The sequence below is a fragment of the Exiguobacterium sp. s181 genome, assembly GCF_018617125.1.
GTDB classification, from domain to species: Bacteria; Bacillota; Bacilli; order Exiguobacteriales; family Exiguobacteriaceae; genus Exiguobacterium; species Exiguobacterium profundum.
This window is the reverse complement of sequence record NZ_JACSJM010000006.1, coordinates 1-21657: the sequence shown is the minus strand read 5'-3', so window position 1 is coordinate 21657 and position 21657 is coordinate 1. Positions and strand designations below refer to the sequence as shown.

At 40.2% G+C, this 21657-nt stretch carries 18 protein-coding genes and 2 pseudogenes; 5 read left to right on the top strand and 15 right to left on the bottom strand.

All coding sequences use genetic code 11. The annotated features are described in order from the left end of the window. Nucleotides 1-392: 392 nt before the first annotated feature. Nucleotides 393-1656: pseudogene (gene ltrA / locus KNO70_RS14670) on the bottom strand (group II intron reverse transcriptase/maturase). A gap of 504 nt (nucleotides 1657-2160) precedes the next feature. Beyond that, nucleotides 2161-2415: a hypothetical protein gene (locus tag KNO70_RS14665; RefSeq protein ID WP_214758460.1), complete on the bottom strand. Its 255-nt coding sequence runs from the start codon at nucleotides 2413-2415 to the stop codon at nucleotides 2161-2163. 301 nt (nucleotides 2416-2716) lie between these two features. On the opposite strand from KNO70_RS14665, the gene KNO70_RS14660 reads away from it, so the two are divergent. Continuing rightward, on the top strand, nucleotides 2717-3463 hold the full coding sequence (locus tag KNO70_RS14660; protein ID WP_214758462.1) for a coiled-coil domain-containing protein: 747 nt from the start codon (nucleotides 2717-2719) through the stop codon (nucleotides 3461-3463). Nucleotides 3464-3650: 187 nt separating this feature from the next. Here the strand turns inward: KNO70_RS14660 and KNO70_RS14655 are convergent, their stop codons facing one another. From KNO70_RS14655 to KNO70_RS14620, 8 genes are all read right to left on the bottom strand, one after another. Then, nucleotides 3651-4001, bottom strand: coding sequence for a hypothetical protein (locus tag KNO70_RS14655; protein WP_214758464.1), 351 nt, complete (start codon nucleotides 3999-4001; stop codon nucleotides 3651-3653). A 32-nt stretch (nucleotides 4002-4033) separates the two neighbouring features. Continuing rightward, on the bottom strand, nucleotides 4034-4591 hold the full coding sequence (locus KNO70_RS14650; protein WP_114167414.1) for a DUF6036 family nucleotidyltransferase: 558 nt from the start codon (nucleotides 4589-4591) through the stop codon (nucleotides 4034-4036). 86 nt (nucleotides 4592-4677) lie between these two features. Beyond that, nucleotides 4678-5481 (bottom strand): hypothetical protein, encoded by an 804-nt coding sequence (locus tag KNO70_RS14645; protein ID WP_214758466.1) that lies wholly within the window; start codon nucleotides 5479-5481, stop codon nucleotides 4678-4680. Next, a complete protein-coding gene (locus KNO70_RS14640; protein ID WP_214758468.1) occupies nucleotides 5478-6254 on the bottom strand; it encodes a ParA family protein in 777 nt (258 codons plus the stop codon). The genes KNO70_RS14645 and KNO70_RS14640 overlap by 4 nt, the downstream gene beginning before the upstream one ends. Next, on the bottom strand, nucleotides 6251-6940 hold the full coding sequence (locus KNO70_RS14635; RefSeq protein ID WP_214758469.1) for a hypothetical protein: 690 nt from the start codon (nucleotides 6938-6940) through the stop codon (nucleotides 6251-6253). The genes KNO70_RS14640 and KNO70_RS14635 overlap by 4 nt, the downstream gene beginning before the upstream one ends. After that, nucleotides 6937-7719: a ParA family protein gene (locus KNO70_RS14630; RefSeq protein WP_214758471.1), complete on the bottom strand. Its 783-nt coding sequence runs from the start codon at nucleotides 7717-7719 to the stop codon at nucleotides 6937-6939. The genes KNO70_RS14635 and KNO70_RS14630 overlap by 4 nt, the downstream gene beginning before the upstream one ends. Before the next feature lie 703 nt (nucleotides 7720-8422). After that, on the bottom strand, nucleotides 8423-9490 hold the full coding sequence (locus tag KNO70_RS14625) for a hypothetical protein (RefSeq protein ID WP_214758473.1): 1068 nt from the start codon (nucleotides 9488-9490) through the stop codon (nucleotides 8423-8425). Nucleotides 9491-10334: 844 nt separating this feature from the next. Next, nucleotides 10335-11771 carry a hypothetical protein gene (locus KNO70_RS14620; RefSeq protein WP_214758475.1) on the bottom strand — a complete coding sequence of 479 codons (1437 nt, stop codon included), beginning with the start codon at nucleotides 11769-11771 and terminating at the stop codon, nucleotides 10335-10337. A gap of 532 nt (nucleotides 11772-12303) precedes the next feature. On the opposite strand from KNO70_RS14620, the gene KNO70_RS14615 reads away from it, so the two are divergent. Further along, the gene (locus tag KNO70_RS14615) at nucleotides 12304-12978 is read left to right on the top strand and encodes a BA5345 family protein (protein ID WP_214758477.1); all 675 of its coding nucleotides are present in this window, start codon (nucleotides 12304-12306) and stop codon (nucleotides 12976-12978) included. 201 nt (nucleotides 12979-13179) lie between these two features. Here the strand turns inward: KNO70_RS14615 and KNO70_RS14610 are convergent, their stop codons facing one another. After that, complete coding sequence (locus tag KNO70_RS14610) at nucleotides 13180-14028, bottom strand: hypothetical protein (protein WP_214758479.1); 849 nt, start codon at nucleotides 14026-14028, stop codon at nucleotides 13180-13182. Nucleotides 14029-14429: 401 nt separating this feature from the next. On the opposite strand from KNO70_RS14610, the gene KNO70_RS14605 reads away from it, so the two are divergent. Continuing rightward, nucleotides 14430-15872, top strand: a complete 1443-nt coding sequence (locus KNO70_RS14605; RefSeq protein WP_214758481.1) for an AAA family ATPase — start codon at nucleotides 14430-14432, stop codon at nucleotides 15870-15872. Beyond that, nucleotides 15865-16515: an HNH endonuclease gene (locus KNO70_RS14600; protein WP_214758483.1), complete on the top strand. Its 651-nt coding sequence runs from the start codon at nucleotides 15865-15867 to the stop codon at nucleotides 16513-16515. Before KNO70_RS14605 ends, KNO70_RS14600 begins: the two co-directional genes overlap by 8 nt. A 181-nt stretch (nucleotides 16516-16696) precedes the next feature. Here KNO70_RS14600 and KNO70_RS14595 read toward each other — a convergent pair whose 3' ends face one another. Beyond that, complete coding sequence (locus KNO70_RS14595) at nucleotides 16697-17722, bottom strand: tyrosine-type recombinase/integrase (RefSeq protein ID WP_214812799.1); 1026 nt, start codon at nucleotides 17720-17722, stop codon at nucleotides 16697-16699. Nucleotides 17723-18101: 379 nt separating this feature from the next. Between KNO70_RS14595 and KNO70_RS16350 the strand changes: the two are divergent. Then, a pseudogene (locus tag KNO70_RS16350) lies at nucleotides 18102-18291 on the top strand (IS3-like element ISEnfa5 family transposase); the annotation flags it as partial. 214 nt (nucleotides 18292-18505) lie between these two features. On the opposite strand, the gene KNO70_RS14590 reads toward KNO70_RS16350, so the two are convergent. The 3 genes from KNO70_RS14590 to KNO70_RS14580 are packed head-to-tail and all read right to left on the bottom strand — an operon-like array spanning nucleotide 18506 to nucleotide 21255. Continuing rightward, nucleotides 18506-19144 (bottom strand): hypothetical protein, encoded by a 639-nt coding sequence (locus KNO70_RS14590; protein WP_214758487.1) that lies wholly within the window; start codon nucleotides 19142-19144, stop codon nucleotides 18506-18508. Then, nucleotides 19083-20504 (bottom strand): hypothetical protein, encoded by a 1422-nt coding sequence (locus tag KNO70_RS14585; RefSeq protein WP_214758489.1) that lies wholly within the window; start codon nucleotides 20502-20504, stop codon nucleotides 19083-19085. Before KNO70_RS14585 ends, KNO70_RS14590 begins: the two co-directional genes overlap by 62 nt. Nucleotides 20505-20517: 13 nt before the next feature. Then, nucleotides 20518-21255 (bottom strand): hypothetical protein, encoded by a 738-nt coding sequence (locus tag KNO70_RS14580; RefSeq protein WP_214758491.1) that lies wholly within the window; start codon nucleotides 21253-21255, stop codon nucleotides 20518-20520. Nucleotides 21256-21657: the final 402 nt, after the last annotated feature.

Below are 21657 nucleotides of genomic sequence, written 5' to 3'. Positions count from 1 at the left end.
GGAAAAAGAAAGTTTTCCAGCGGGCTTTTTTGAATACATTGCAGCCTCCATGCTCATTGACGCCTTCTCCAATAGATTTTAATTGTCGATAAACAATTATCTGGAATCTGGATCCTTCCGGAAAATCATCTTTTTATGTTTGAAACTTTAACTCTATGAAAAAATTCTACCGTTAAAAGGGGCGGAATCCCTAAAAGAACCAATCTGCTAAAGGGTATGCTATTTTGATTATTTTTAAGTTGATAAACTACCGCAGATCTAAAATGATAGCACTCGCTCGATGCATTCTTACAAGAGCAAGCGAACCGGTAAATTCGGATCGAGTAGGAGGGAGCGATTAACTCCCGACCTCTCACACCACCGTACGTACCGTTCGGTATACGGCGGTTCAATTAAGATATATGACGCAAAGTTTCATAACGTGCTATCAAACTTTTGAGCCCTTGGGAACTCCAGTAGGAGTTTCCGAGGGCTCTATGCAATACCGGACTATTTGAAATTCGCCAGTAACTCTTTCGCGAGTTACCCCATTCATAAGCCTTCCCTTTCGGGAGGCTCATTCCGATGAGTTTTCTCACTTTCGTGCTCGGCTTCTTCCAATCTTTCCACATGCACATGCGGAGCCTTCTTCGAGTCCACGATTCTAGGTCTTTGAATACGCTTGGCGTATCCGCCAACGCAAAATAACCGCACCAACCCGTCAGGTACTGGTTCAGCTTTTCAATTCGCTTTTCCATTGAATACGGTTTACTTCGTGAGGTGATGTCCCGAACTTTGTCTTTCATCCGGTTTAGGCTCGCTTTCGCAATCCGCACCTTCGGTTCTTTATGGGAAGTAAAGCTGAAGCCAAGGAATTTACGCTTCCATGGTCGGTCTACAGCTGATTTGCTGGTATTCACTTTCAACTTCAGCTTTCCTTCTATAAATGAAGTCACCGACTTCATGACCCGGTTGCCTGCTTTCGGTGTTTTCACGTAGATGTTGCAGTCATCGGCGTAGCGGACAAACGAGTGACCACGCTTTTCGAGCTCCTTGTCCAGTTCATCCAGGACAATGTTCGAGAGCAGCGGGCTGAGAGGACCTCCTTGCGGAGTGCCTTCCTCACTGTTCATAACGACTCCGTTTATCAAGATGCCGGTCTTCAGATACTTGTGGATGAGCTGAAGCAGGTGCTTGTCCTCGGATTCGCTTCGCCAGAAGCCCCATGAGCTTGTCATGGTTCACCCGGTCGAAGAATTTCTCCAAGTCGATATCGACTACCCAGCGGTTGCCATCTTCGATATAGCCTTTCGCTTTCTTGACCGCCCCGTGGGCACTCCGATTTGGGCGGAACCCGTAACTGTGGTCAGAGAAAGTGGGGTCATAGATAGACGACAACACTTGGGCAATCGCCTGTTGAATGAAACGATCCATCACGGTAGGGATGCCAAGCAGTCGCACACCGCCGTCAGGTTTCGGGATTTCGACCCTGCGGACCAGCTGTGGCTGATAGGTTCCCGACAGAAGTTCCATTTTCATGGTATCCCAGTGTTCGATGACATGCGCTCGCAGGTTTTGTACGGGCATTTCATCGACACCATGGCTTCCTTTATTCCGAAGCACCCGGTTCAGGGCACGTATTAAATTTTCCCGTGAGAGAATCTGTTCCATTAACATTCGTTATGCCTCTTTCCGTGAACAACGGTTCTTCTTTATCCAGTTTCTGCTCCACCCTCTTGATGTCCCCAGTGGAATTCACCACGTCCTCCAGTCAAGTAAGCCCTAACGGGTTGTCTGTGTTCAACGCAGAAACTGCCTGCCAAGATGTTGTTCTCTCTTAATTGTTCAGCCCTTCCCATCCGTCTCGAGACCAGATGGTACTATGGCTTCTGCTGACTTCTGGTTGTTCAGCTGCCCATCACTGGGCAGGTTACCAAGGGTACTTGGCGCTCCAACCAGACCTCCCCGGGTAAGAACGCAATCTTTCCCTCCCCCTATCTGCTTCATTTACTGCATGCGACCTTCGGCAGAAAGGGCTTTGCCTTGTTTGGCAGGCTCACCCAATCGCACATAGCCTTCTATGAAGTTCGTGTTCCTCAGACCGGAGGTTTGCCGCCCGCTTCCTTCAGATTCCACGTCGCCGTGGACACCCTTGCGCTTGGCTAACTGTTACTTCTGCATTTATGAGTATAGTCCGATAAAATAGGTAGCGACGACCAACAGGAGCACGTATGAGAAAATGACTGTCGGAGGAGAGACCATCTCATGTTCGAAGCGCTTAAACAATCGTTCTGCCAGATGGCCACTGATGAGTACACTCATCCCTACCAACGCTCCACCCAAAAAGACATTTAATTCTGTCGTCAGAGCAAAGAATACGCTGAACATGATAAATACCGTGGTAAATAGAGTAGAGAAGAATTTAAGTTTATTCACAATGACACACCCCATCCTTTTTTGATTACGAGAGCGCGCTCGTACTCACTTTAATATACTTACGAGTTCGACTTGAAAGAAGATTCATAGGTTTTGATGGATGAGAAGAACAGCTTCAATACAAAACCGGACAACCCGCACTCATTCGACTGTATACATTTCGACGTCGAAATGGATTAGGCTTGTCAGCGATGCCTCGTCTTGTGTTTACGTAGTAAATACGCGAAAATGGAAGTGAGATGAATGCGAGTCAACATGCGTTCAAATGAGAAATCTATCAAATGGTAAAGTGGTGAATGCTGTGCAGTCTAATGAAACCAAAGTGACCTCTTTTCGAGTCTCACAAGAGGTAAAGGAACACATCCAGCGGTTGTCGGAACAGCGGCAGCTGTCGACGAATCAATTATTTGAAGAACTGATCGCCTTGGCTGATAAACAGGTTCCAGATCCATTGATCAGTGAGGAGAACGACGCTCTCCAGGCGGCATTGAATCAGGTGCTGGCCCTCTTCAATGAACGTGCCACGCGGCTAGAGCTTCGGACAAAGGAACACGAACGGATCCGTTCACGCTATCAAAAGACGATTCATGACCTTGAGCAAAGTATCATCATAGAGTCAGAACAGCTCAAAGAGGACTATGAGCGTCAAGTCGCGGCCCACGAACAGGAATTACTTCCACTTCAACATCAAGTGGAGCTCCTATTCGCCGAGAAACAGAACGCTCAGGACGCCCTCGAGACCGAACGTGCTTCTTTCAAAGAAGAACTAAAGGCCCAGAAGAAGTTGGTCTTTAATTTAGAAGAAGACGTCAAGAAGCTCGAGCTAGAGCGCAGCCAGCTCAATCGTCAAAACCAGAACCTGATGGACACGCTTGACGATTTGAAGGCACGAACGCGACGAAACGACCAACTCGAAGAGGAGAACCAAAAACTTCACTTAGAAGTACAGCTCCTCCGTCGTGAAAAAGAGGCGTTCGAGAACCGGTTACAGGAACAGGTCGAGCTCGCGGTCCTGCGGGAGCGGAACACCCAACAAAATAAACAATGATACGAAAAGGGTACTAGATTGAGTCAACCAGTGACTGAATCTAGTACCCTTATATTTATTACAAAGTAAGGATTTAACGGTTTGAAGAAATCGCCTGATACATGTTCCATGATTTGACCAAAAAAGCTCCATTTATACGTAGAATCATAACCTCATGAGAGTATAAAAATGACTCGACTTGGTCCAATTAAGATTTCACCCGCAATCCACGCTTCTTGAATCGATTACGCTTTTCTTCTAATTTCACTTTCATATCTACCGAGAACGTACTTTCAGGAGTGTTGTAGGCGCGCCGTGCTGCCATACTAAGCATTTTAGCCACATCCTCCGCCCGGTCGTCCTGTAAATCAAGCAGTGAAGATCGAACATACTGGCGAGCCATTTCTCGGTCACGTAGCGATTCAGGGACCGATACATGACGACTTAATGCCAGAGCCAATTGAGCCGTCTCTAAGCGATAGCTTGTCCCACCTGCCTGCATACGATTCAGTTCATCCGCTAGCTCGCTTTGCAGACGTACATGATTACTGTCCGTCATCGGTCACCCTCCTCTACTCTTCTTTTGATTTATTATATACCCTTTTCCTGAAAAATTCGACTCAAGTCGTGCACGTTACAAAATGGATCGTCCCACGTCATGTTCGCTTTATATTCCTCTACAAGTTCGAGAAGTTTGTCTTTATCGCAAAGTTCCAATAGATTCGTCTTTTCGAGATCCTCTAAGTCCTTTTGGCGAGAGGAGAAGATCTTGGTACATGCTAATAGTTCAATGTCAGGGACATACACATCAATCGCCTCGAATAGACCTTCGATCTTATGACGGAATTCATTTTCTCTAAAGTCTTCACGGGGTGGGAACTGAATGACCCCTTCGACAATTTCAATTTCATATTCATGAAGTGCCTCTTTTAATTCAGGTGTCACAACGCCCTCCGTCACGCGAATGTCAATATCTCGCGTCGGACGATACTCGGCATCTTTATTCATCATTTCAATGAAGAGAAGGATCCCCGAGGCGCCAACCACAACAAACTCGACTTCGATGTTTCTTGAGGCGCAAAACGTATCAAGCACGAGCAAGGTATCGATGATACTTTCCACGTCCTTGTATTGATTAGAGTAAGTCATGTATGTCCCTCCTGATGAAAATGACCCACTCTGATTCGGTATGTTAAGAATCTTAGTGGGCCATGATGTATTTCGCTTCTCTCAACTTAATTCGTATTTAAATAGGCACTGAGAGCCCGCCGGATAATCTCATCTTCTGACACATGTTCTTTTTGCGCGGCTTGCGTTAATCCGACGTATAAAGGATCTGTCAGATCAGCAAAGCGAATCTGTACACGCATGGGTTTCACAGATTTAGTTTCGACTTCGAGCACGCGTTGTTCCTGACGTTCGATCAACATCCGTTTCACTTCACGGAGTTCTTCACGTGTCATCTCGTACACCGTCTTGTCTCCTGAAGCTGTGTAGTACTTCTTATTCTCGAGTAGCGCGAGCTTCGGATCTTCTGGCCACGACAACAACTCAGCAAGCTTCGTTGCACTGAAATCTTGCTCGAGCGTCTTCTCTAAGATGTTCGGACCAAACGTATTCCAAAATGAGACAAATCGATTCACTTGAGAATGTGACATGCCAATTTTGGCTAAGAAGTCTTTCCAATTGCCTTCTTCTTGTTTGAACTCTTTCTTCGTCTCAGGATCACGGAACAGACTATTTGCGTGTGCAAGTATACGACACTTTTCGACAAAGCTAGTCGCTTGAATCGCATCGATGTGGTTGTAATATTGAACGATTCCCTCCATATCCTCAGGGAGCTTCTTGGTGATGATACGTGACAACCCCGTCGCCGGCAGGGCCTGATAAGGGTTCGACACGGTCGTCGTCGCCGAGAATTCTTTCACGGCATCGACTTGTTCCGTACGGCTATCCGTCGTTTGTTGATTCTGATTCACCGGAAGGTTGGCACTGAATGTAGAAATCTTCGGTGTATGTTTCTTTCGGTTGCGTGTCATAACGACAATACCTCCTCAGCAAGTTGTAAATAGGCATCGGTTGCCGGGCTCTTGTGATCAATGACAGGACGAGACTCTCGCTGCAACGTCTGAACCTTCACCGCATAAGGAATCGTCGTCAAAACCGGAATACCGACTTCTTTCCCAAGTTCTTCAAGTTCTTCGACTGTCGTGACATCCCCTTTCGAGCGAGCACTCACCATCGTCGGGATGAAGGCAGCGATATGGATGTCTTCCCGGAATCGCTTCATCTCTTCAAGCTCTTCTGGAGCCGAGTAGACGGCGTCCATTGAGAACTTCTGCATCTGTACAGGCATCACGATGCGATCCTGTGCGACGAGTGCGCAACGGGCATAGGGGTTAAGAGCAGAAGTCGATCCTGGGCAATCGATGAGACAGATGTCAAACAGCTCATCAATCTTGGCGAGTTCTTCGCTGAGGCGATACTCATACCCGATCTGGCTCGTCAGGTCACTCGGTGAGGCCGAACGTCTCGTCGGGACAAGATAGACCGTTCCCGTCTCATACTCGCATGTCACTATGACCTGTTCGATTGGTGTGTAGAATGGGTCATTCTCTTCTAGTAGACAATCGAGTAAGACTTTTCCTTCATAATCGTTTGTCAGACCAAGCCCGTTCGTCGAAGAGGCCTGGTCGTCCGCGTCGATGACGAGGACACGTAATCCGTCGCGTGCATAGACATGCGCCAAGTTGATGGTTGTCGTCGATTTCCCGACGCCGCCCTTTCGATTGTACAATGCGATTTTCTTCATGATTCGTCTCCTCGCTTCTCGTCTGTGACGTCGATGATATTGTCGTTCACGGTCCGCTCGATGATTTCCGTCAACAGTTCACTCACACTCCGGTTTTGGGCATGTGCATACTGTTGGAACTGATCGGACAGGTCGGACGGGATTCGTGCCGAAAGGACGGCAGATGGTTTCTTTGTTTTTTGAAACGGGCTGACTTTGACCTGTTGCACAGGCTCACGGGTCTTACGGGCCTCACGGATTTGTTTGACCGTCAACTCGTCGACGCTTCGTGACTCTCCATCAATATAGAGTCCCTGTTCGACTACCTCTTCGACGTTGTCGAGATACATCAGTTCAAACAGTTTGGAAGCCGGTAAGCTCGCAAGTGATGATTCGAGTGGATGTAACGTCTCATAGGCTTTGACGTACCGAGAGGCAAGAGAACTCGACATGGACACGGCTTCGAGGAACCCCATCCATTCTTTTTTGTCATGCATCTCAGAACGAGCGATGACGAGCCGCTTCCCGATCTCAAATACAGAAATCGTTTGAACTTTTGAAAGCTCATTGATTTCATGAACAAGGTCCTCGACTTCTTTAGAGACCGGAAGTTTTTGGACGAGCGCGCTGATATTCGTCAAACCACTTTGATACGGGTGCTGCTCACTCGGCTTGATTTTATGAATGTTACGATTCCGTGCTTTCATGATGTTTCACCTGCCTGTTCAACGACTTGCTTAGCCAATAGTCGAAACGGTTCAGCAAGTACCTTCGATTCCTTGGAGCGGTACTGGATGACACTCTTTCCACTATCGGCAGCTTTCTCGATGAATGTGGAGCGCTTGATCATCGGAAGAATGTTTAACCCCTCTTCCTTCGCGATGGTTGCCATTGCTTCATAGTACTCCTTGTCTGCCTTTAAAGATGCATCCATCGCGACAGGAAGAATACCTGTGATGACGAGGTCTGGGTTGTAGAACTTTTTCACTTTTTGAACGGTTCGAACCGTACTCGCAAGTTGGTCGAAAACGAGCTTCTTCGGCATGAACGGGATGACCGTCATATTTGATGTCGAAAGCACGACTTTCGAAAGTTCGTTGATCGATGGGACTGAATCTAAGATGATCCAATCAAACTCCTCTTCTAGCGGTGCAATCATGTCCTTTAATAGAAAGAGCTTGTCTTGCTCGGAGATTAGGTTGATCAACCGGGCATTTCGTTCATTCGAAGGGAGAAGACTCACATGATACGTTTCATCATCAAACAGGACTTCTCTGATATCAAGATTACGTGTATGTACGTCAAACATCGTCATGTATTTGATCGTGTCGGATTCTTTTAACATCAGCTTGCTGAGCGAGCCTTGGGGATCCAAATCAATGATGAGGACTCGTTGTCCCAGCTCACCCAATGCGTAAGCCATATTCAAAGAACAGGTCGTCTTGCCTGACCCACCTTTCGATATGTAAAACGTGAGTATGTTCATCTTCTCTCCCCTTTCTCTTTCATATCATTTCACATTCACTCTTTGCATTCAATACAAAAACAGAAAAGACACTGATAAATTCAATACAAAAATGTATACAATAATAATTTTGGTTTGTATACGATTTTTGCATCTGAATATTTTCTGTATACGTTTCGACGTCGAATTGTATACAGAGACATTTTTGGACTATGTATTTATACAAAGTTCCTGTTGTGAACGTCATTCATATTTGTAGATCTTTTCTATAGAAGAAATACTTGGCACATCTAGATATGATTTAAATAATAGAAGAAGAGATAAAACCATATTCTTCTGAGTTAAAAAAATATAAATAGATTAGAGAGAGTTAAATAAAGATTAATAGAATTAGAAAAAGAAGAGGATCTCTCAATCCAGTCATACCAATCCTTCTGACGATTTAAGTGAAAAGAGATATTTCAAAAGGGCCATCGTTTCGTTCACAAAAGTTCATTTTTTTTCAACTCTGATTTGAGAATTAAAAAACAAGAGAGGATTTAATTCAGTAAATCCTTGATTACTTAACTACTTGGTTTGATTTTTTTCCTAAAAGTAAAAAAAGCAGATTCAGTATGCAATGTTGACTTAGAACGAATGAGAAACAATATAAACAGAAGGAAATACCTGAAAAAATGGGTGGTTTTCATATATATTTTCAAAAATGAACATGACAAATAGACCATCATGCGATAGCCAATTTTGCCTGGTTCTCTTTTAGTCGTTGGTGAAGATAGAAAATTGGCTCCTCAAAGAACAGCTTATGGGTGCTCGAGTGGACCAAGTCCTCACGATGGTGTAGGAATGCTTGTTTTAACTCTTCGACGACCTGTTTGAATGTCTCGGCCCCGAATGTATCGCTCATCGAGAAGAGTGAATCACGGTTGACCTTGAGCGCGTCAAAGTCGAAGAACTCCCCAACCCGCTTACGCAATTCGAACCACAGGAGTTGAACTTCCGAGCGGTCTTTCTCTTTGATCTGTTTACTGTCTTGCGCAGCCGAGAGCTGGACTTCAAGTAAGAGCGGTCGTGTCACGTCTTGGACTCGTTTCTTAAGTGAGACATTTTGTTTGACCATGTTCAAGAAATGCTTACTGTCTTCGACAAGCGAGACCTGAAGAAATTTAAGACCAGACATCATCTTTTGGATGGCGAGCTTATGGCCACAGTATTTAGGAAGGAATCCTTTGATCTCATCGTAGGTCAGGATGGCTTGTTCATTTGACTGGACATAAACATCTTTCTCGACCTGGACGATTGTCCGTAGCGCGAGTCGCAACGTGTTCACATTATCGAGTGCGATTAGTTCGGACAAGAGACCGTGCCAAACAGACGTATACCCGGTCTTCGAATCGACCGTTGCACCGTCCACAAACAAATCACGATAGTTTTCAAGGTAATCCGTCAATTGGATTGAGATCACTCCTGGGAAGTGACGTACGACCGTCATGAGCCCATTCTGTTCAAAGATCTTTAAGTTGTTATGTAGGGAGCGGACCGACGTGCATGCAAAATTCGCGACCATGTGGTCTTCAATGAATTCGACTTTCCCTTGGTCATCGGCATAGGCGAGAATAGAGAGAATATGACGGATCCGGGACTTAGTCCATTTGAAGGCCGTGAAACAGGCCGGGATGTTATAGTGATGCTGCTCGTAACGATAATGATCTGCGCGTTTCGTCCAACGCGTCAATCCGCTCATTGCGACCAATAGCTTATTGGCGACCAAAATATGTCGATTCGTCTCCATCATCTCTCCTACACCTCCCCTATCCTAAAATATGCTAGTTTCAGTATCCAGCTCTTTCAAGATAGTGTCAAAGTGCGTTTTCAGTACGGGATTTTGTTACCAAAATGAAAAATACGTTGATACAAAGCCATTTTAAACCGAGAAAAATATGCGTTTTCAGTACGGTCATTTGTTACCAAAACTGATTCATTCGCTCTATAGTGCCATTCCTACAGAAAATAGAGTAGATTTTTTTAGTTGAAAAAGAGAAAAGTGTAGTTTTGGTACGGCACTTAGTTACCAAAAATGAAAAAGTGTAAGTTTGGTACGGTCGTTTGTTACCAAAAGAGAAGAAAATGTAGTTTCAGTACGGTCATCTGTTACCAAAAAGGCAAAAAGAGTCTCAAAAATTTATTTTCAAAAGGGCGATGAATCGGTAAAAATGTAGTTTCGGTACGGTGTTTCGTGACCAAAATAAGAAAATGCAGTTTCAGTACGGTCATCTGTTGCCAAAAACTAAAAAGTGCAAGTTTGGTACGGTTGTTTGTTACCAAAATCGTTGGAATCTGATATAAATGAAAGCCATATTCACCAAAAAAGATGATCTGCTTGAATATCTATCGATCATTAAGAGGTGATTTGAGTGAGGAATATTCAAACCACCCTTCTTATTAAGAAGAAGGAGAGAAGAAGTGTAAGATTGGTACGGCACCATCAAAAATTAAAAATTTGATTCCTGACGTTCCATGAGTATGGATACTAGTTGAGCGTTTTGGCCCATTTTCATCGTTAAATCGATTCATGTGAAACATTAGTGCAGCTAAACTGAAAAAAGAACCCAGATAGACTGGGTTCTCCACGATATCAATTACAATAATAACGTGTCCACATGACCTGGCAATTCCCAAGACTCCAACGGGTAGAAGGTGAAGAAATAATAATCACCGGAACGGTGCCATTCCTTCAGGATGAAATCATGTTCCTTGATTCGATCCAGATTCAACTCAAGCTCTTTCAGATTGTCGGCCTTTCGGACCTTGTTGAATCGAATCGAATAGGTGAACTGACGCCAGTGCCTACGGACGGGTTGTTGCTCCCCTGTCTGGATAGAGCTCATCCGCTCTTTTTGAAGGACGAAGGCCAGGTGATAGGCGAAGCTGCCTTTCAACTGTTCGATCTGTTCCCCGTAGATGCTGACGATCTGTTGTTTCAAGAGGTCGTCGTAAATTTCCTCACTGACCGTGACGATGACCTGGCTCTCGGCTAATGTCGTCGCATTTTTAATGGTAACCGAGGAGAACAGGCCACGGATGAAGAAGTCCCCGTCCTCGTTGTGTCCGGCGACCCGATAATAACCAAGCTTCATGAGACGTTGCGTCGTCAAATCGTAGCTTTTCCCACTATCGTTCGCATACAGCTTCTTGACGAGCTGCGAGAGCGGGAAGATGATTTTCCGGCTCGTCTGAAACGTCATGTCCCGATACGCCAGAATCTCTGTGAAGGCCTCGAAGTCTTTCGAGTCAAGGTCTGGTACCTTCCCGTTCAATTCTTGGATGAACTCTTTGCTGACGAGGAGCGAGAGGTGGTCGGGAATTCCCTTTTTATATTTCGGGACCACCGTGTCATAGTTCTGAAGCTCGAGATTCAGTTGCGACGCTTCGTTCAGTTTTTCATCCAACAGGTCCGTCTGGTTCTTGATGCGGTCGGACATGCCGAAGAATGGGATATCGACGGCGAGCGTCGGAGAATGATGCGCCGTCGGTTGGTTGAGATCGACTTCTTTGGCTACCTCCCATAAGATCATCAAAACGTCCGTCTTGAGCGAGGTCTTCTTCTGATTCACCGTCTTTTGGGACCAGTATGGATACGTATGGATTAACAGGTTTGGATTCTCAGACCATTCCTTCAACTCTTGGATGCATTGTTGCATATAACCTTCGATGGTTTTCACGTGAAACTCTTTCAGGAAGGCTTCGGGTCCGACCAAATGGTGATATGCGGTAATCATCTCGAACCGGGCACGCAATTCTTTTTTCGGGCCGCGTCCCTCTTCGTAGTTTCGGATGGCAGCCTGAACCCATCGTTTCTTTAACTTGTTGAATGAATGATAACGTATTTTCTTATAAGAAGCCTCTAGATTTTCGAATTGATAGTTCTCTTGATAAAGTGCCGTGACAAATTCCTGGATATCAAAGATAGACACGCTGTGGAGAATTTCCTCCATGCGATGCCTCTGAATAGCCGTGACCGCTTGAGAAATGATGAGTTGTTGCGAGCGGCCATTGGAGGTTGATTGAGTCTCCATATTGATCACCTCTTCTAAGGATAAATATAGCACAAACTCAGCCATATTTTTTTATCCAATTTAAATTATTTCAAATACCATAAGTTTATAAAAAAAATGTGCGCCGGCGCACACTTTTAAAAATGTAGGTAAGACAATACTTTATTCTTTTATTCGGTCATCAAGAAGTCAAAAGGTTAATTTCAGATAATCAGATATAAGGATGTTTTCGTGGTCTTGCGTCGTCCGATTATTGATGAAAGTCAAGGATACTCTTTCGAAAGTGAGGTTATCATCTCTTCGATTCGTACTAATAGCGAAACTTAAAGGAGTTATTAAGGAGGCTAATGAATAGTTGAAGCTTAAAGAAATCAAAAAGTGTGCGCCGGCGCACACTTTTTGATAAAAACATTAGAGTGAACTCAGGACGTATATGAGAGAGAGAGTTTGAAAGAAACAGATGGACGGAAATATCGACCGGAAATCAAATTTCAGATTATCATTGTCACGATTGGAACGTGATATTCTATAAAAAGAAATGGAGGTCGATTAAATGAATTTTGAAACAAAATATTTGATTAGGTGGGGAATCCCAGGATGGGTGTTCATATTTTGGTTATTCTTTTATTTTTCATTCACCCAAAATAATTACTCCGAATTTGTCAAAAATGTTCCGTTGCTAATATCTTTGGTAGTTGCAGGTGTTCCATTGGGTTATCTGATTTATCAAATCTATTTTGCCTGTTTTTGGAGTTTTAGAACAAAAGACAGTTTGAACAGATTTAGAAGCGAATTAGGAGACAAGTTTTCTACAGATGCTACCTTTGGCACTCTGTACGAGAATAGAAATAAAGATTACTACTATCTTGAACACGTTTGGCATTCTATGTTGTTGGAGCAGGATGAGGGGGTCCGTGCTTATTTGGAGGGGCGATATAGACATTTGTTGAGGACTATCCATGGGGTGGGTACATTGTTCGTCAGTACGACAGGTTCGCTAATCCTTGTTTTCTTCTTGCTGGTCCGAAGTTTGATCATAGGCGAAGAACCATTATTGTTTTACATAGGTATTGTGATGCAATCCGTTATTTTAGTTGCGGCCTCACTAAACTATAGATACTTCTCCGATAATCTTCGTGCGTTTCAGGTCGGTATGTTAAATAAATACCTACCTTTAAACGAAGTACCACAAAACCTGAATCATGTTTCTGAAATGAAAGATAAATGACTATCTTACAAAATATAAGGATATTTTATTAATTTATATTTCATTAATTTATATTTCATCTACAAGTAGAGATGATTCATGTATATTCTTGAATCATCTCTTTTTGATAGGGTGCAAGTACAGGTTACAATCAAAACCTTTATCAATTTTTCTACTGGAAGAAAAAAGGTTCTGGATAAAAGTCGGACTTCGCAACATCCTTCACAACAAAGTGTCTTCCTCTTCATCCTGATTCTTTTCAAAGAAAAAACTTATAAAATCTTTTCCAAACCTTGAGATTTCAAATTGTTCTTTTGATTTAAATTTAGGTTCTTTCAATTTTGGTAAACGATTGGACTTAGGGTTTGATAGTTTTTCAAGGTATGAAAAAGTGTCTTTGAACGTTTTGGAGATCTCTTTAAGATCATCAACGACATTAAGGTCTGTACGAGTAGTCAATAAACCAATCCTTAGCAAATTTCTTCGTACTGCCTCGTATTGATCATACGATATACCGTGTCGTTCCATGACATCGTGGAACGTCTCTCTAGAACCCTCTTGGTACCAGAAACGAGTCGAATTCATTAGCCTTAAGACCGAAATGTCGATTATTCGTGATTCTTTCAACACGTCGTAATAGGTTAAGACAAAGTCTTCTGATACAAAATCGTGTTTCGTGATTTGTACAAACCCATTGACCATGTATTTAATTTTTTCTTCTTGTTGTTCGTCTATCGCCGAGTCTAATACATATTGAAACAGTCTATCAATCTGCTCTTTTTGTTCATTAGTTTTAGATTCAAGATTCGACTGAATGGATTCTACTTTAAGATTTAACTCTTCAGCGACACGTAACATGTTTCTCTCGAAGCGAGCACGTTTATAGCCTTGAACTGCTCCAGACAACCCAGGGAGAAATGAACTCACTGCATCTATAGCTAAATCTCCCGCTGCACTTTTGATAGACTTTTTTGCTACTTCAGCGCTAAGCTCACTTCCTACATTTAAAAAAGTATCAAGAGCAAGATCACGACTAGTTTGCTTTAAGTTTTCTTTTCTGTTTTTATCCATAAAATTCATTCCTTTCATATAACGAGCTACTTGCAAAAATAGAATTGATGACTTTCATTTATACTAATTGTTTTTTGGTTGTGAATACGAGAAACAAAGAGTATATTTTTTGACTATAAACAATTATGGTCTACAGATTTTGTTTTTGTCTGACTAAGCACAAATAAAATCGTATTTTTTCATAAAATATAGAATTTCAAATAATCATCTGTACCTTGCAATAATTCTATGAAAGAAGAAAATTGATTTACAAAAAATTATAATAAATGACATTGTAAAAATAATTTGGTATCTTTTGTATTGAGAGGTTTCTTTTTTTGGAATATGAAAAATCTTAAAAGCAAAGAAAGAATACAGTCTAATTTATTAAGTTATCATTTATTAAAAAAAGGAGAATTGAGATGTTAAAAAAATTAGAAATTCACGGTTGGAAACAATTTGAAAAGATATCAATTGATTTTGATAAAAGAGTCACACTTATAACAGGAGCGAATGGGGCGGGTAAAAGTACAATTTTTCGTATGATAGCAAACGATATGGGGTGGAGTTATACTGAAACCTCAAATCCTGTTAAAGACAAGAAAAATTCTTCTCCTTTTTACACCGGCATTTCAGATAATAGTCAGATTAAACGAAATAAGAATCATTTAATTAATTTTACTGATGAACAACGTAAAGAATTATTAAATTTAGGATATTTACACCGGGACATTGATGAGGTTAATGATCCATATGCTTATCTATCTAATGGGTATTTTGAAATTGGTAATTTGATCAGCGAAGACGGTAATTTCACTTATTTTGTACCTGAATTTGTGGACGATGGTGCATACTATTTTCATACAAAGTTTGAGCCATCAGAATTTATTGATGCAAAAGAAAATCAGTTATCGGAATTAAGTACTGACTACCTTGAGGCATATATTTCTTACATTCGTCAAATTGGTAGAGAAATCATAGGACTTAGTATCCCTTCTCATAGAAGTCCATATACATATGAAAAAATTGATTCTATTCCAATTCATGCGCCTCAAACAACTGAACTAATAAAGGATTATTTTGAATCAGTAAAAAACCGAACACTTAACAACACTTACGCAAACGATCACTCACCTATTCTAACTATGAAAAAATCTATCGTATCTTTAGCTTTATTCAGTGAAGATAATACCTACGTAAAAGGAAACCCTGAATTTAAAATCATGATTGACGAATTTAATGAAGTCTTAATGAATGTCTTGCCTAAACATTTACAGTTTGAGGGTCTTTTAATTGTATCTGGAGAAGTAGTAATGAGTACAAAAGCAGGAGATTTTTTAATAGATGCAGCTTCTGGAGGAATAGGTGCTCTCATTGATATCGCTTGGCAAATTTTTGTTATTGATTTCGAGTACGAAAATTACGTTGTTGTGATAGATGAACTTGAAAATCATCTTCATCCTTCTATGCAAAGGGAAATACTACCGAATTTATTGAATGCATTTCCTAGAGCTCAGTTCGTAGTTAGTACCCACAGCCCTTTCATAGTCAATTCAATTATAGAGGGTAAAGTATATGCCTTAACGTTTAATTCACAAGGGAAAGTAAACAGTGAATTGCTAAATTTCGATAATAAATCTGCTGACGCTTTTGAGATTTTAAAAGATGTATTAGGAGTCTCGGTTACTATGCCAATATGGATGGAAAAAGAATTTAATAATACGATTAATGAGATTAGTACAACAAAACCATCTGAACTTAATGTTGAGGACTACGAGAAAATGAAGCTTATTTTAGAAGAAAAAGGACTATTAACTCAATTTCCACAACTATTAAAAATGTTGATGGAGAAAAATAATGATTAAATTAGTTAAAGAAAACATGCCTCCTATATTAATTGATAAATATGAACAATGGACGGAAGACTTAAAAGCAGCATATGAAGAAGAGGGGAAAGTTCCTAACTATATAAAAACTAGATATACACATAAAACTATAAAAGAATTAATTATTAAAGAAACAAATGGAAAGTGTGCCTATTGTGAAAGTAGAATCTTGGCTAATTCCTTTGGTGATATTGAGCATATCATTCCGAAAACTAAAGACCTTACTAAATGGTTCGAATGGGAAAATCTTACCTTGGCGTGTCAAAGATGTAATAATGGTAAATCAGATTATTACAACGAGGAATTAGATTTACTTGATCCATATATAGACAATATTCCGGAGCATTTAGTTTTTGATGGACCATTTTTAATGCCCAAGTCCAAAAGAGGGGCTACTACTATATACGTAATCGATTTAAACAGAACTGATTTATATGAAAATCGCAAAAGATTCTATGAAAATACCGTTATACCATATGTATACTTATACAATCTTGTAGACGATCCGGCTGTGAAAAGAAAAGTTTTAATTGATATTCAGAAATTAACAAGAGAAGATCAGGAGTTTAGTTATATGGTTTCAAAAAAAGTTAATGAAATTACAATGCAAGAAATTTCTTAAAGTGGTTTTAGTTTGATATTTTAGTGGGTTAATTCAAATAACCGGTTTATTAATTGCGAGTACCCATTCATTTTGTTTACGGATTAATGATTGATTAACTACATGGCCGGCTGTCAATCGCCTATTTATCAATCTCTATTTATTTCTATATAGAAGACTATATTTGACCTGTTGCAATTTTTTATTCAAATGGTAAATCCATATTTGTCATGTTTGAGAGTTGATTCAAAGATTGTAAGTAACCATTTGTCGTGTTAATTGAGTTATGACCGACCAGTTGCATGACCCCAATCAACGAATTTCCGTTCGCCAGGAGCTTTGTGATGTAGGCCCGGCGGAACCAGTGGGGCGGGGTCTTCTCTTCGTTCGCGACATAGTCGACCGCCTGATGAGTCATCAGGCGGAGGGCTTCATAAGTGATCGCCTTGTTGACTTTTATCGTACTAAAAGCGATGAAAGGGGACCTGACTTCCTCGATCATCATCAACGTCTGCAGTCGATTTACGAGATAGGTCGCCTTCTCGGTAAGCGGGATGCGGCGCCACTTGTCGCGTTTCCCTTTCACCTCGAGGTAAGATGTATGCTGATTTCGCTTCACATCGGTGAACTTGATTGATAACAGTTCTGCAGCTCGCATGCCTGTCGTCAACAACAAATAACCGATCGTCTCGTTACGGAGCTCCATGAGCTCCTTTTTTTTTGCCCGCTTGACGGTATGACGGAACGACTCAGCAATCCGCTCGATCTCGTCGAAATCAATCTCACGACGGAGCAGCTCAGGGCGCTGCTGGTTCTTCACGTGGAAGCCCAGATTATGTAGATGATACTGGTTGACGTGGAGGTAGGTTAGGAGACGCTTCAACATGTTATTCTTCCGCTGCGCCGTGCGTGGGGTATACTGTTCGTTCACCGCGAATAGGTAGCGATGGATGTCGAGCACGGTCAGGTGTTTTAACCCATCTGTCTTCGTCATCACAAAGCTAAGCACGAACTCAAGGTCTTGCTTATAGGCACGACGCGTGTGCGGACTCTTATCAGCGTAGATTGGGAATAATTCCGTTGCCCAGAACAATTCAATCACTTCGATATCAGTTAACGTCTCGAGATCGATATGGTCCTTCTTTAATGCTTCGGCCAATTTGGGATTTGCCCCGGTCAATTCTCGTAACGCTACTTCGAACGCCTTCTGCTTTTTCTCAATCTCCATGCTTCTCCCTCTTTTCGCTCCGTATTTTTATTTGAATATCTGTATTCGTTAAAAGACGTGGTGGAAAACGAGTAATACATATGTATTAGCATTAAAAATACTTTTGTAATTAGATAAATAAATTCTATAAGTATGTATTACAATTATATAGTTAGTTACAATTAAATTCCATTAACTTGTGATAATCTTATATTATCACAAGTTAGATGACAGTATAAGTCATTAACCAATTAGAAGAAAAGAATAAGAGCTGGACAGCATTGTGATATGCTCTACAATAGAAAGAAAGGTGAGATAACAAATCTGTTTATCTGATTGGAAGTGTTTTTTTAGGGCGAGAAGTCGGCAGTCGATTAAGCAAAAATTGATTGCACTGCGCATGGTGGAAGGACAAACAAATACGTGGAAGGAGATCACGGAGGCTCATGACGTCTCTAGGCACACTTTCCAAGTGTGGAAGTGGAAAGTGAAATTCGATACAATCGGAATCAAAAACCTGTAGACCTTACCTCAAGGAACAGAAGATTGCTGCCGTCCGTGGCTATCTCGATAGATTTATTGGAATAGAAGAAGCGGGACTGACACACAGCATGTCCCGGATCGGTCGTTGGGGTACCTTGAAAGTCGAGATGAACTCCTTGCGTGAGTTCTAGTCCAATATGTTGTTCTACAACTACCATCATCTCCAAAAACGACTAAACGGCTTTGGTCCTTTCGAATACAGGACTCAAGCCGCCTAGGTCGGTTTTCTCTATCTACCCTGTCTATTTGACGGGGAGCAGTTCATTGTTCAACTCTACTCTTTTTTTTTATACCCCTTAGCTTCATCTCAAGCAAGGATCTCTTTCCACTCGGAATAAATGAATTGGCTAAAACGGGCTGTCTTATCTGTACATTGGAGGCGATGGACTCATTTATAATTTCGAGACCTACCTCACTGATAAAGGCAGTATTAGGGTAAAACCTACCATCTCCTTTTGCTTGCAGAGTACTAAAAAGCGATTTTATCTCCTGAATAATTTTTTGATCTAGCTTAAATCTGATTGGAAGTGTATAATTCCCCTCCATTAAATCTTTCTTTATATTGTAGACTCTTCCGCATTCAAGACATTTGAAGTTTTCAAGTTCATCTTCCGATACATAGTGTTCTATCTCGCAATCACTTGTAAAAATATATTCAGCCGATACTGTTTTCTTTTTACTAAACAAAGACAATAACAATAGAAGAGTAATCGTTTGAGTATTTGTATATTTTAATGTTCGAGCAAGAAAGTAAGGATTAATGTAATCATTCTTAGTTGAGACTACTTCTTTAAAATAATCTAACATTTTTTCATTCAAATGATTAATATCAGAATACTCAACTTGTAACTTGGGATAATCCGCGAATAAATTCTCTAATTCTGTTTTTAATGTGTTCATATATACTCCTTCTAGACTCAGCCAGGTAATTTATGTTTGCATCATTTTCTGAACTACTTTGTAAAAATTCAAATGTTAACTTATCGCGACGGACCTTGACAGTAAATTTTTGTTGGTATCTTATATCTTCATGTTCATCAATTTCATAATGGAAAGATATTTCTGATACAACTTTTAACCTCTTAATCATTTCAAGTAGATACCAATATGGTTCGGTATGATAAACAGGTTCACGACGACTGTGCCGAGTTCTAGAAGAAGTGACATTTACAATATCTCTAAGAGCGAAACTGTAGATATATTGACTTAACTGCAATGAATCTATTTCTTTGACTAAATCTCGAAGTCGAATACCATTTAAAAGTGAAATTGCTTTTTCTAAACTGTCTCCACTTAAATCGTAGTTATTTTGTAGATAACTATTTAGTTCTGGATTCTTAGATAAAACTGTGTTTGAAGGAAAAACCTCATTAATTTGTTGTAAAAGATTTTCATGATCTTCAATAAATAAGTGATAAAGCGAAGCTTCAAGAGGTGAAGTTTGAAATGCAGATTGTGCAGAATGATGATCCTCCAAAGGCGATATAATATCTGGTACAGACTTGCTAGTAGTAATTCCGTCATCAAACCACTCATTAATTTTAGATTGCATGTAACCGGTTAATTCATCTTCGTTGTTGAGCATAATATCTTGAGGGATTTTGTTTTTGTAAAAATTTTGAGTTGCAGTTTTGTTCCAATGATACTCCAAAAATCCATTCTGCAAGTCTATAACATACTTCACTAAAAAGGAGCTAAATTGCTCTCTTTCTGAACCTCCTAATCGATAATATCCAATGCGTTCTATAATTGTGATTTTATGATTTGAAAATACAAAAGACAAATATGAATATTCTTTACTCTCAATCGTTGTAAGACTTCGATTTACAAACTCAGGATATTTTTCATGTATGTGTTCCTGCATTACTTCGCATATTTGATTAATATGTTCTAAGTTACCATAATCTATATCCATTTCAAGAATGCTTAAGGTTCTGTAGTTAAAATGATAATCAATGAATTCGATGAACTTCTCATCCAATGTTTTTAAGATGCTGTCTAAGATAGCTGTATGAGGACATAGCTGTTCACGGAATAATTGAGAATATCTTTTAATGGTTTGACTTTCACTACTAGTTTGAGCTAAAAGGTATTTAAATATTAATTCAGAGACTTGGTAAGTTTTCTTTTTATGCTTAGTCAAATTGACGTCATCAGTTAATTGAATAAAGTAATCCAGATTGTTTTCAATCATACCAATTAAAATTTCCTCTTGTTTATGAAGAGGAATATGACGCAATATTGTTATAGGATATTTCATAATAACTCCTTACTTAATTTGATAGTAAAGTATTTTTTATCATTGATTTAGTTGAATTAGCAAGCAACTTTTTTTGATTAGTTACTAATTCTATTAGATCTGTATAATGTTTTTGGTTTTCCACTTCAACTTCAGAAATCTGCAATTCAGTCCATTTTTGAATAGCACAAATATTTAATTCGGACCATAGTTGATACTCAATTATTTTTTCCTCAATAGCTTTGAAATTTTCCTGATTGATATTCTGTAACTCGAAAAAAAGAATGTAAATTTCACTATCAGATAATACTTTTGACAGTTTTTCTGAAGAGTAGTTATGCTTTTCGAGCTTAGAGTTAAATAGTACTTCCCAATCTTCTGCTTCTGATTTTTGAATAGAAATTAAGTCTTGAACAATAATAAAATAGTTTTCTAATTCATGATTAAGAATCGAAAGCTCTTTTTGATACGCGCTTAAATTTTCTAAAATAATTGATATGTAAATCCTATCTCTTTCCATATTTTCTTGCCTTATTAAACTATTAGTTTGCACAATTATTTGTCTGGTCGTGGCATAGTATAAACCTAAAAGACCAATTATATTGCCAAGATAGCTGCCCCAAAACCCAATCCAACTCTCAACATTTCCTAAAGCAATCGAAAACCAACTTATTTTTAGACCGAATGATAAAAAAAGAGGAAAAAGAATAACAGCAATAGAAATCACAATAAAAGTAGGGATATGCTTTTTTTCATATTCATTAACTTTCAAACTAAAACACCCACCATTTCGATATTGTATAATTGTAACATTTTTTATGATTTCAACAAATAATATGTAATATAATTGAAAAATAGTGGGGGTATTGCATTTCAACTAGTTTTCCAATTATTAAACTAATATAACCTCATAGATGTATGTGGGATTCATTTTTAATTCCGTATTTCTTCATGATACGCAATCAGCAAGCTTTTAAAATATAAGAACGAAGTATCAATAATATTGTTATAAATTACCTGAATTATAAAATTAAGTGCAACACTTGAACGTGAACGCAAAAAAAGCCCACAGCGATGGCCTCGTTTAGAATGAAGTTACGACACAAACATTCAGACGGAGGAATCGCTATGAGCTACACCCATCTTACCACAACGGAGCGCGTGAAAATAGAGA

Coding starts and splice junctions, on each gene's coding strand:
- KNO70_RS14590 (WP_214758487.1), bottom strand. CDS start 19,144: ATGAACACATTAAAAACAGAATTAGAGAATTTATTCGCGGATTATCCC.
- KNO70_RS14585 (WP_214758489.1), bottom strand. CDS start 20,504: ATGAAATATCCTATAACAATATTGCGTCATATTCCTCTTCATAAACAA.
- KNO70_RS14600 (WP_214758483.1), top strand. CDS start 15,865: ATGATTAAATTAGTTAAAGAAAACATGCCTCCTATATTAATTGATAAA.
- KNO70_RS14640 (WP_214758468.1), bottom strand. CDS start 6,254: ATGAAGAAAATCGCATTGTACAATCGAAAGGGCGGCGTCGGGAAATCG.
- KNO70_RS14615 (WP_214758477.1), top strand. CDS start 12,304: ATGAATTTTGAAACAAAATATTTGATTAGGTGGGGAATCCCAGGATGG.
- KNO70_RS14605 (WP_214758481.1), top strand. CDS start 14,430: ATGTTAAAAAAATTAGAAATTCACGGTTGGAAACAATTTGAAAAGATA.
- KNO70_RS14620 (WP_214758475.1), bottom strand. CDS start 11,771: ATGGAGACTCAATCAACCTCCAATGGCCGCTCGCAACAACTCATCATT.
- KNO70_RS14635 (WP_214758469.1), bottom strand. CDS start 6,940: ATGAAAGCACGGAATCGTAACATTCATAAAATCAAGCCGAGTGAGCAG.
- KNO70_RS14625 (WP_214758473.1), bottom strand. CDS start 9,490: ATGATGGAGACGAATCGACATATTTTGGTCGCCAATAAGCTATTGGTC.
- KNO70_RS14595 (WP_214812799.1), bottom strand. CDS start 17,722: ATGGAGATTGAGAAAAAGCAGAAGGCGTTCGAAGTAGCGTTACGAGAA.
- KNO70_RS14655 (WP_214758464.1), bottom strand. CDS start 4,001: ATGACGGACAGTAATCATGTACGTCTGCAAAGCGAGCTAGCGGATGAA.
- KNO70_RS14645 (WP_214758466.1), bottom strand. CDS start 5,481: ATGACACGCAACCGAAAGAAACATACACCGAAGATTTCTACATTCAGT.
- KNO70_RS14610 (WP_214758479.1), bottom strand. CDS start 14,028: ATGGATAAAAACAGAAAAGAAAACTTAAAGCAAACTAGTCGTGATCTT.
- KNO70_RS14650 (WP_114167414.1), bottom strand. CDS start 4,591: ATGACTTACTCTAATCAATACAAGGACGTGGAAAGTATCATCGATACC.
- KNO70_RS14630 (WP_214758471.1), bottom strand. CDS start 7,719: ATGAACATACTCACGTTTTACATATCGAAAGGTGGGTCAGGCAAGACG.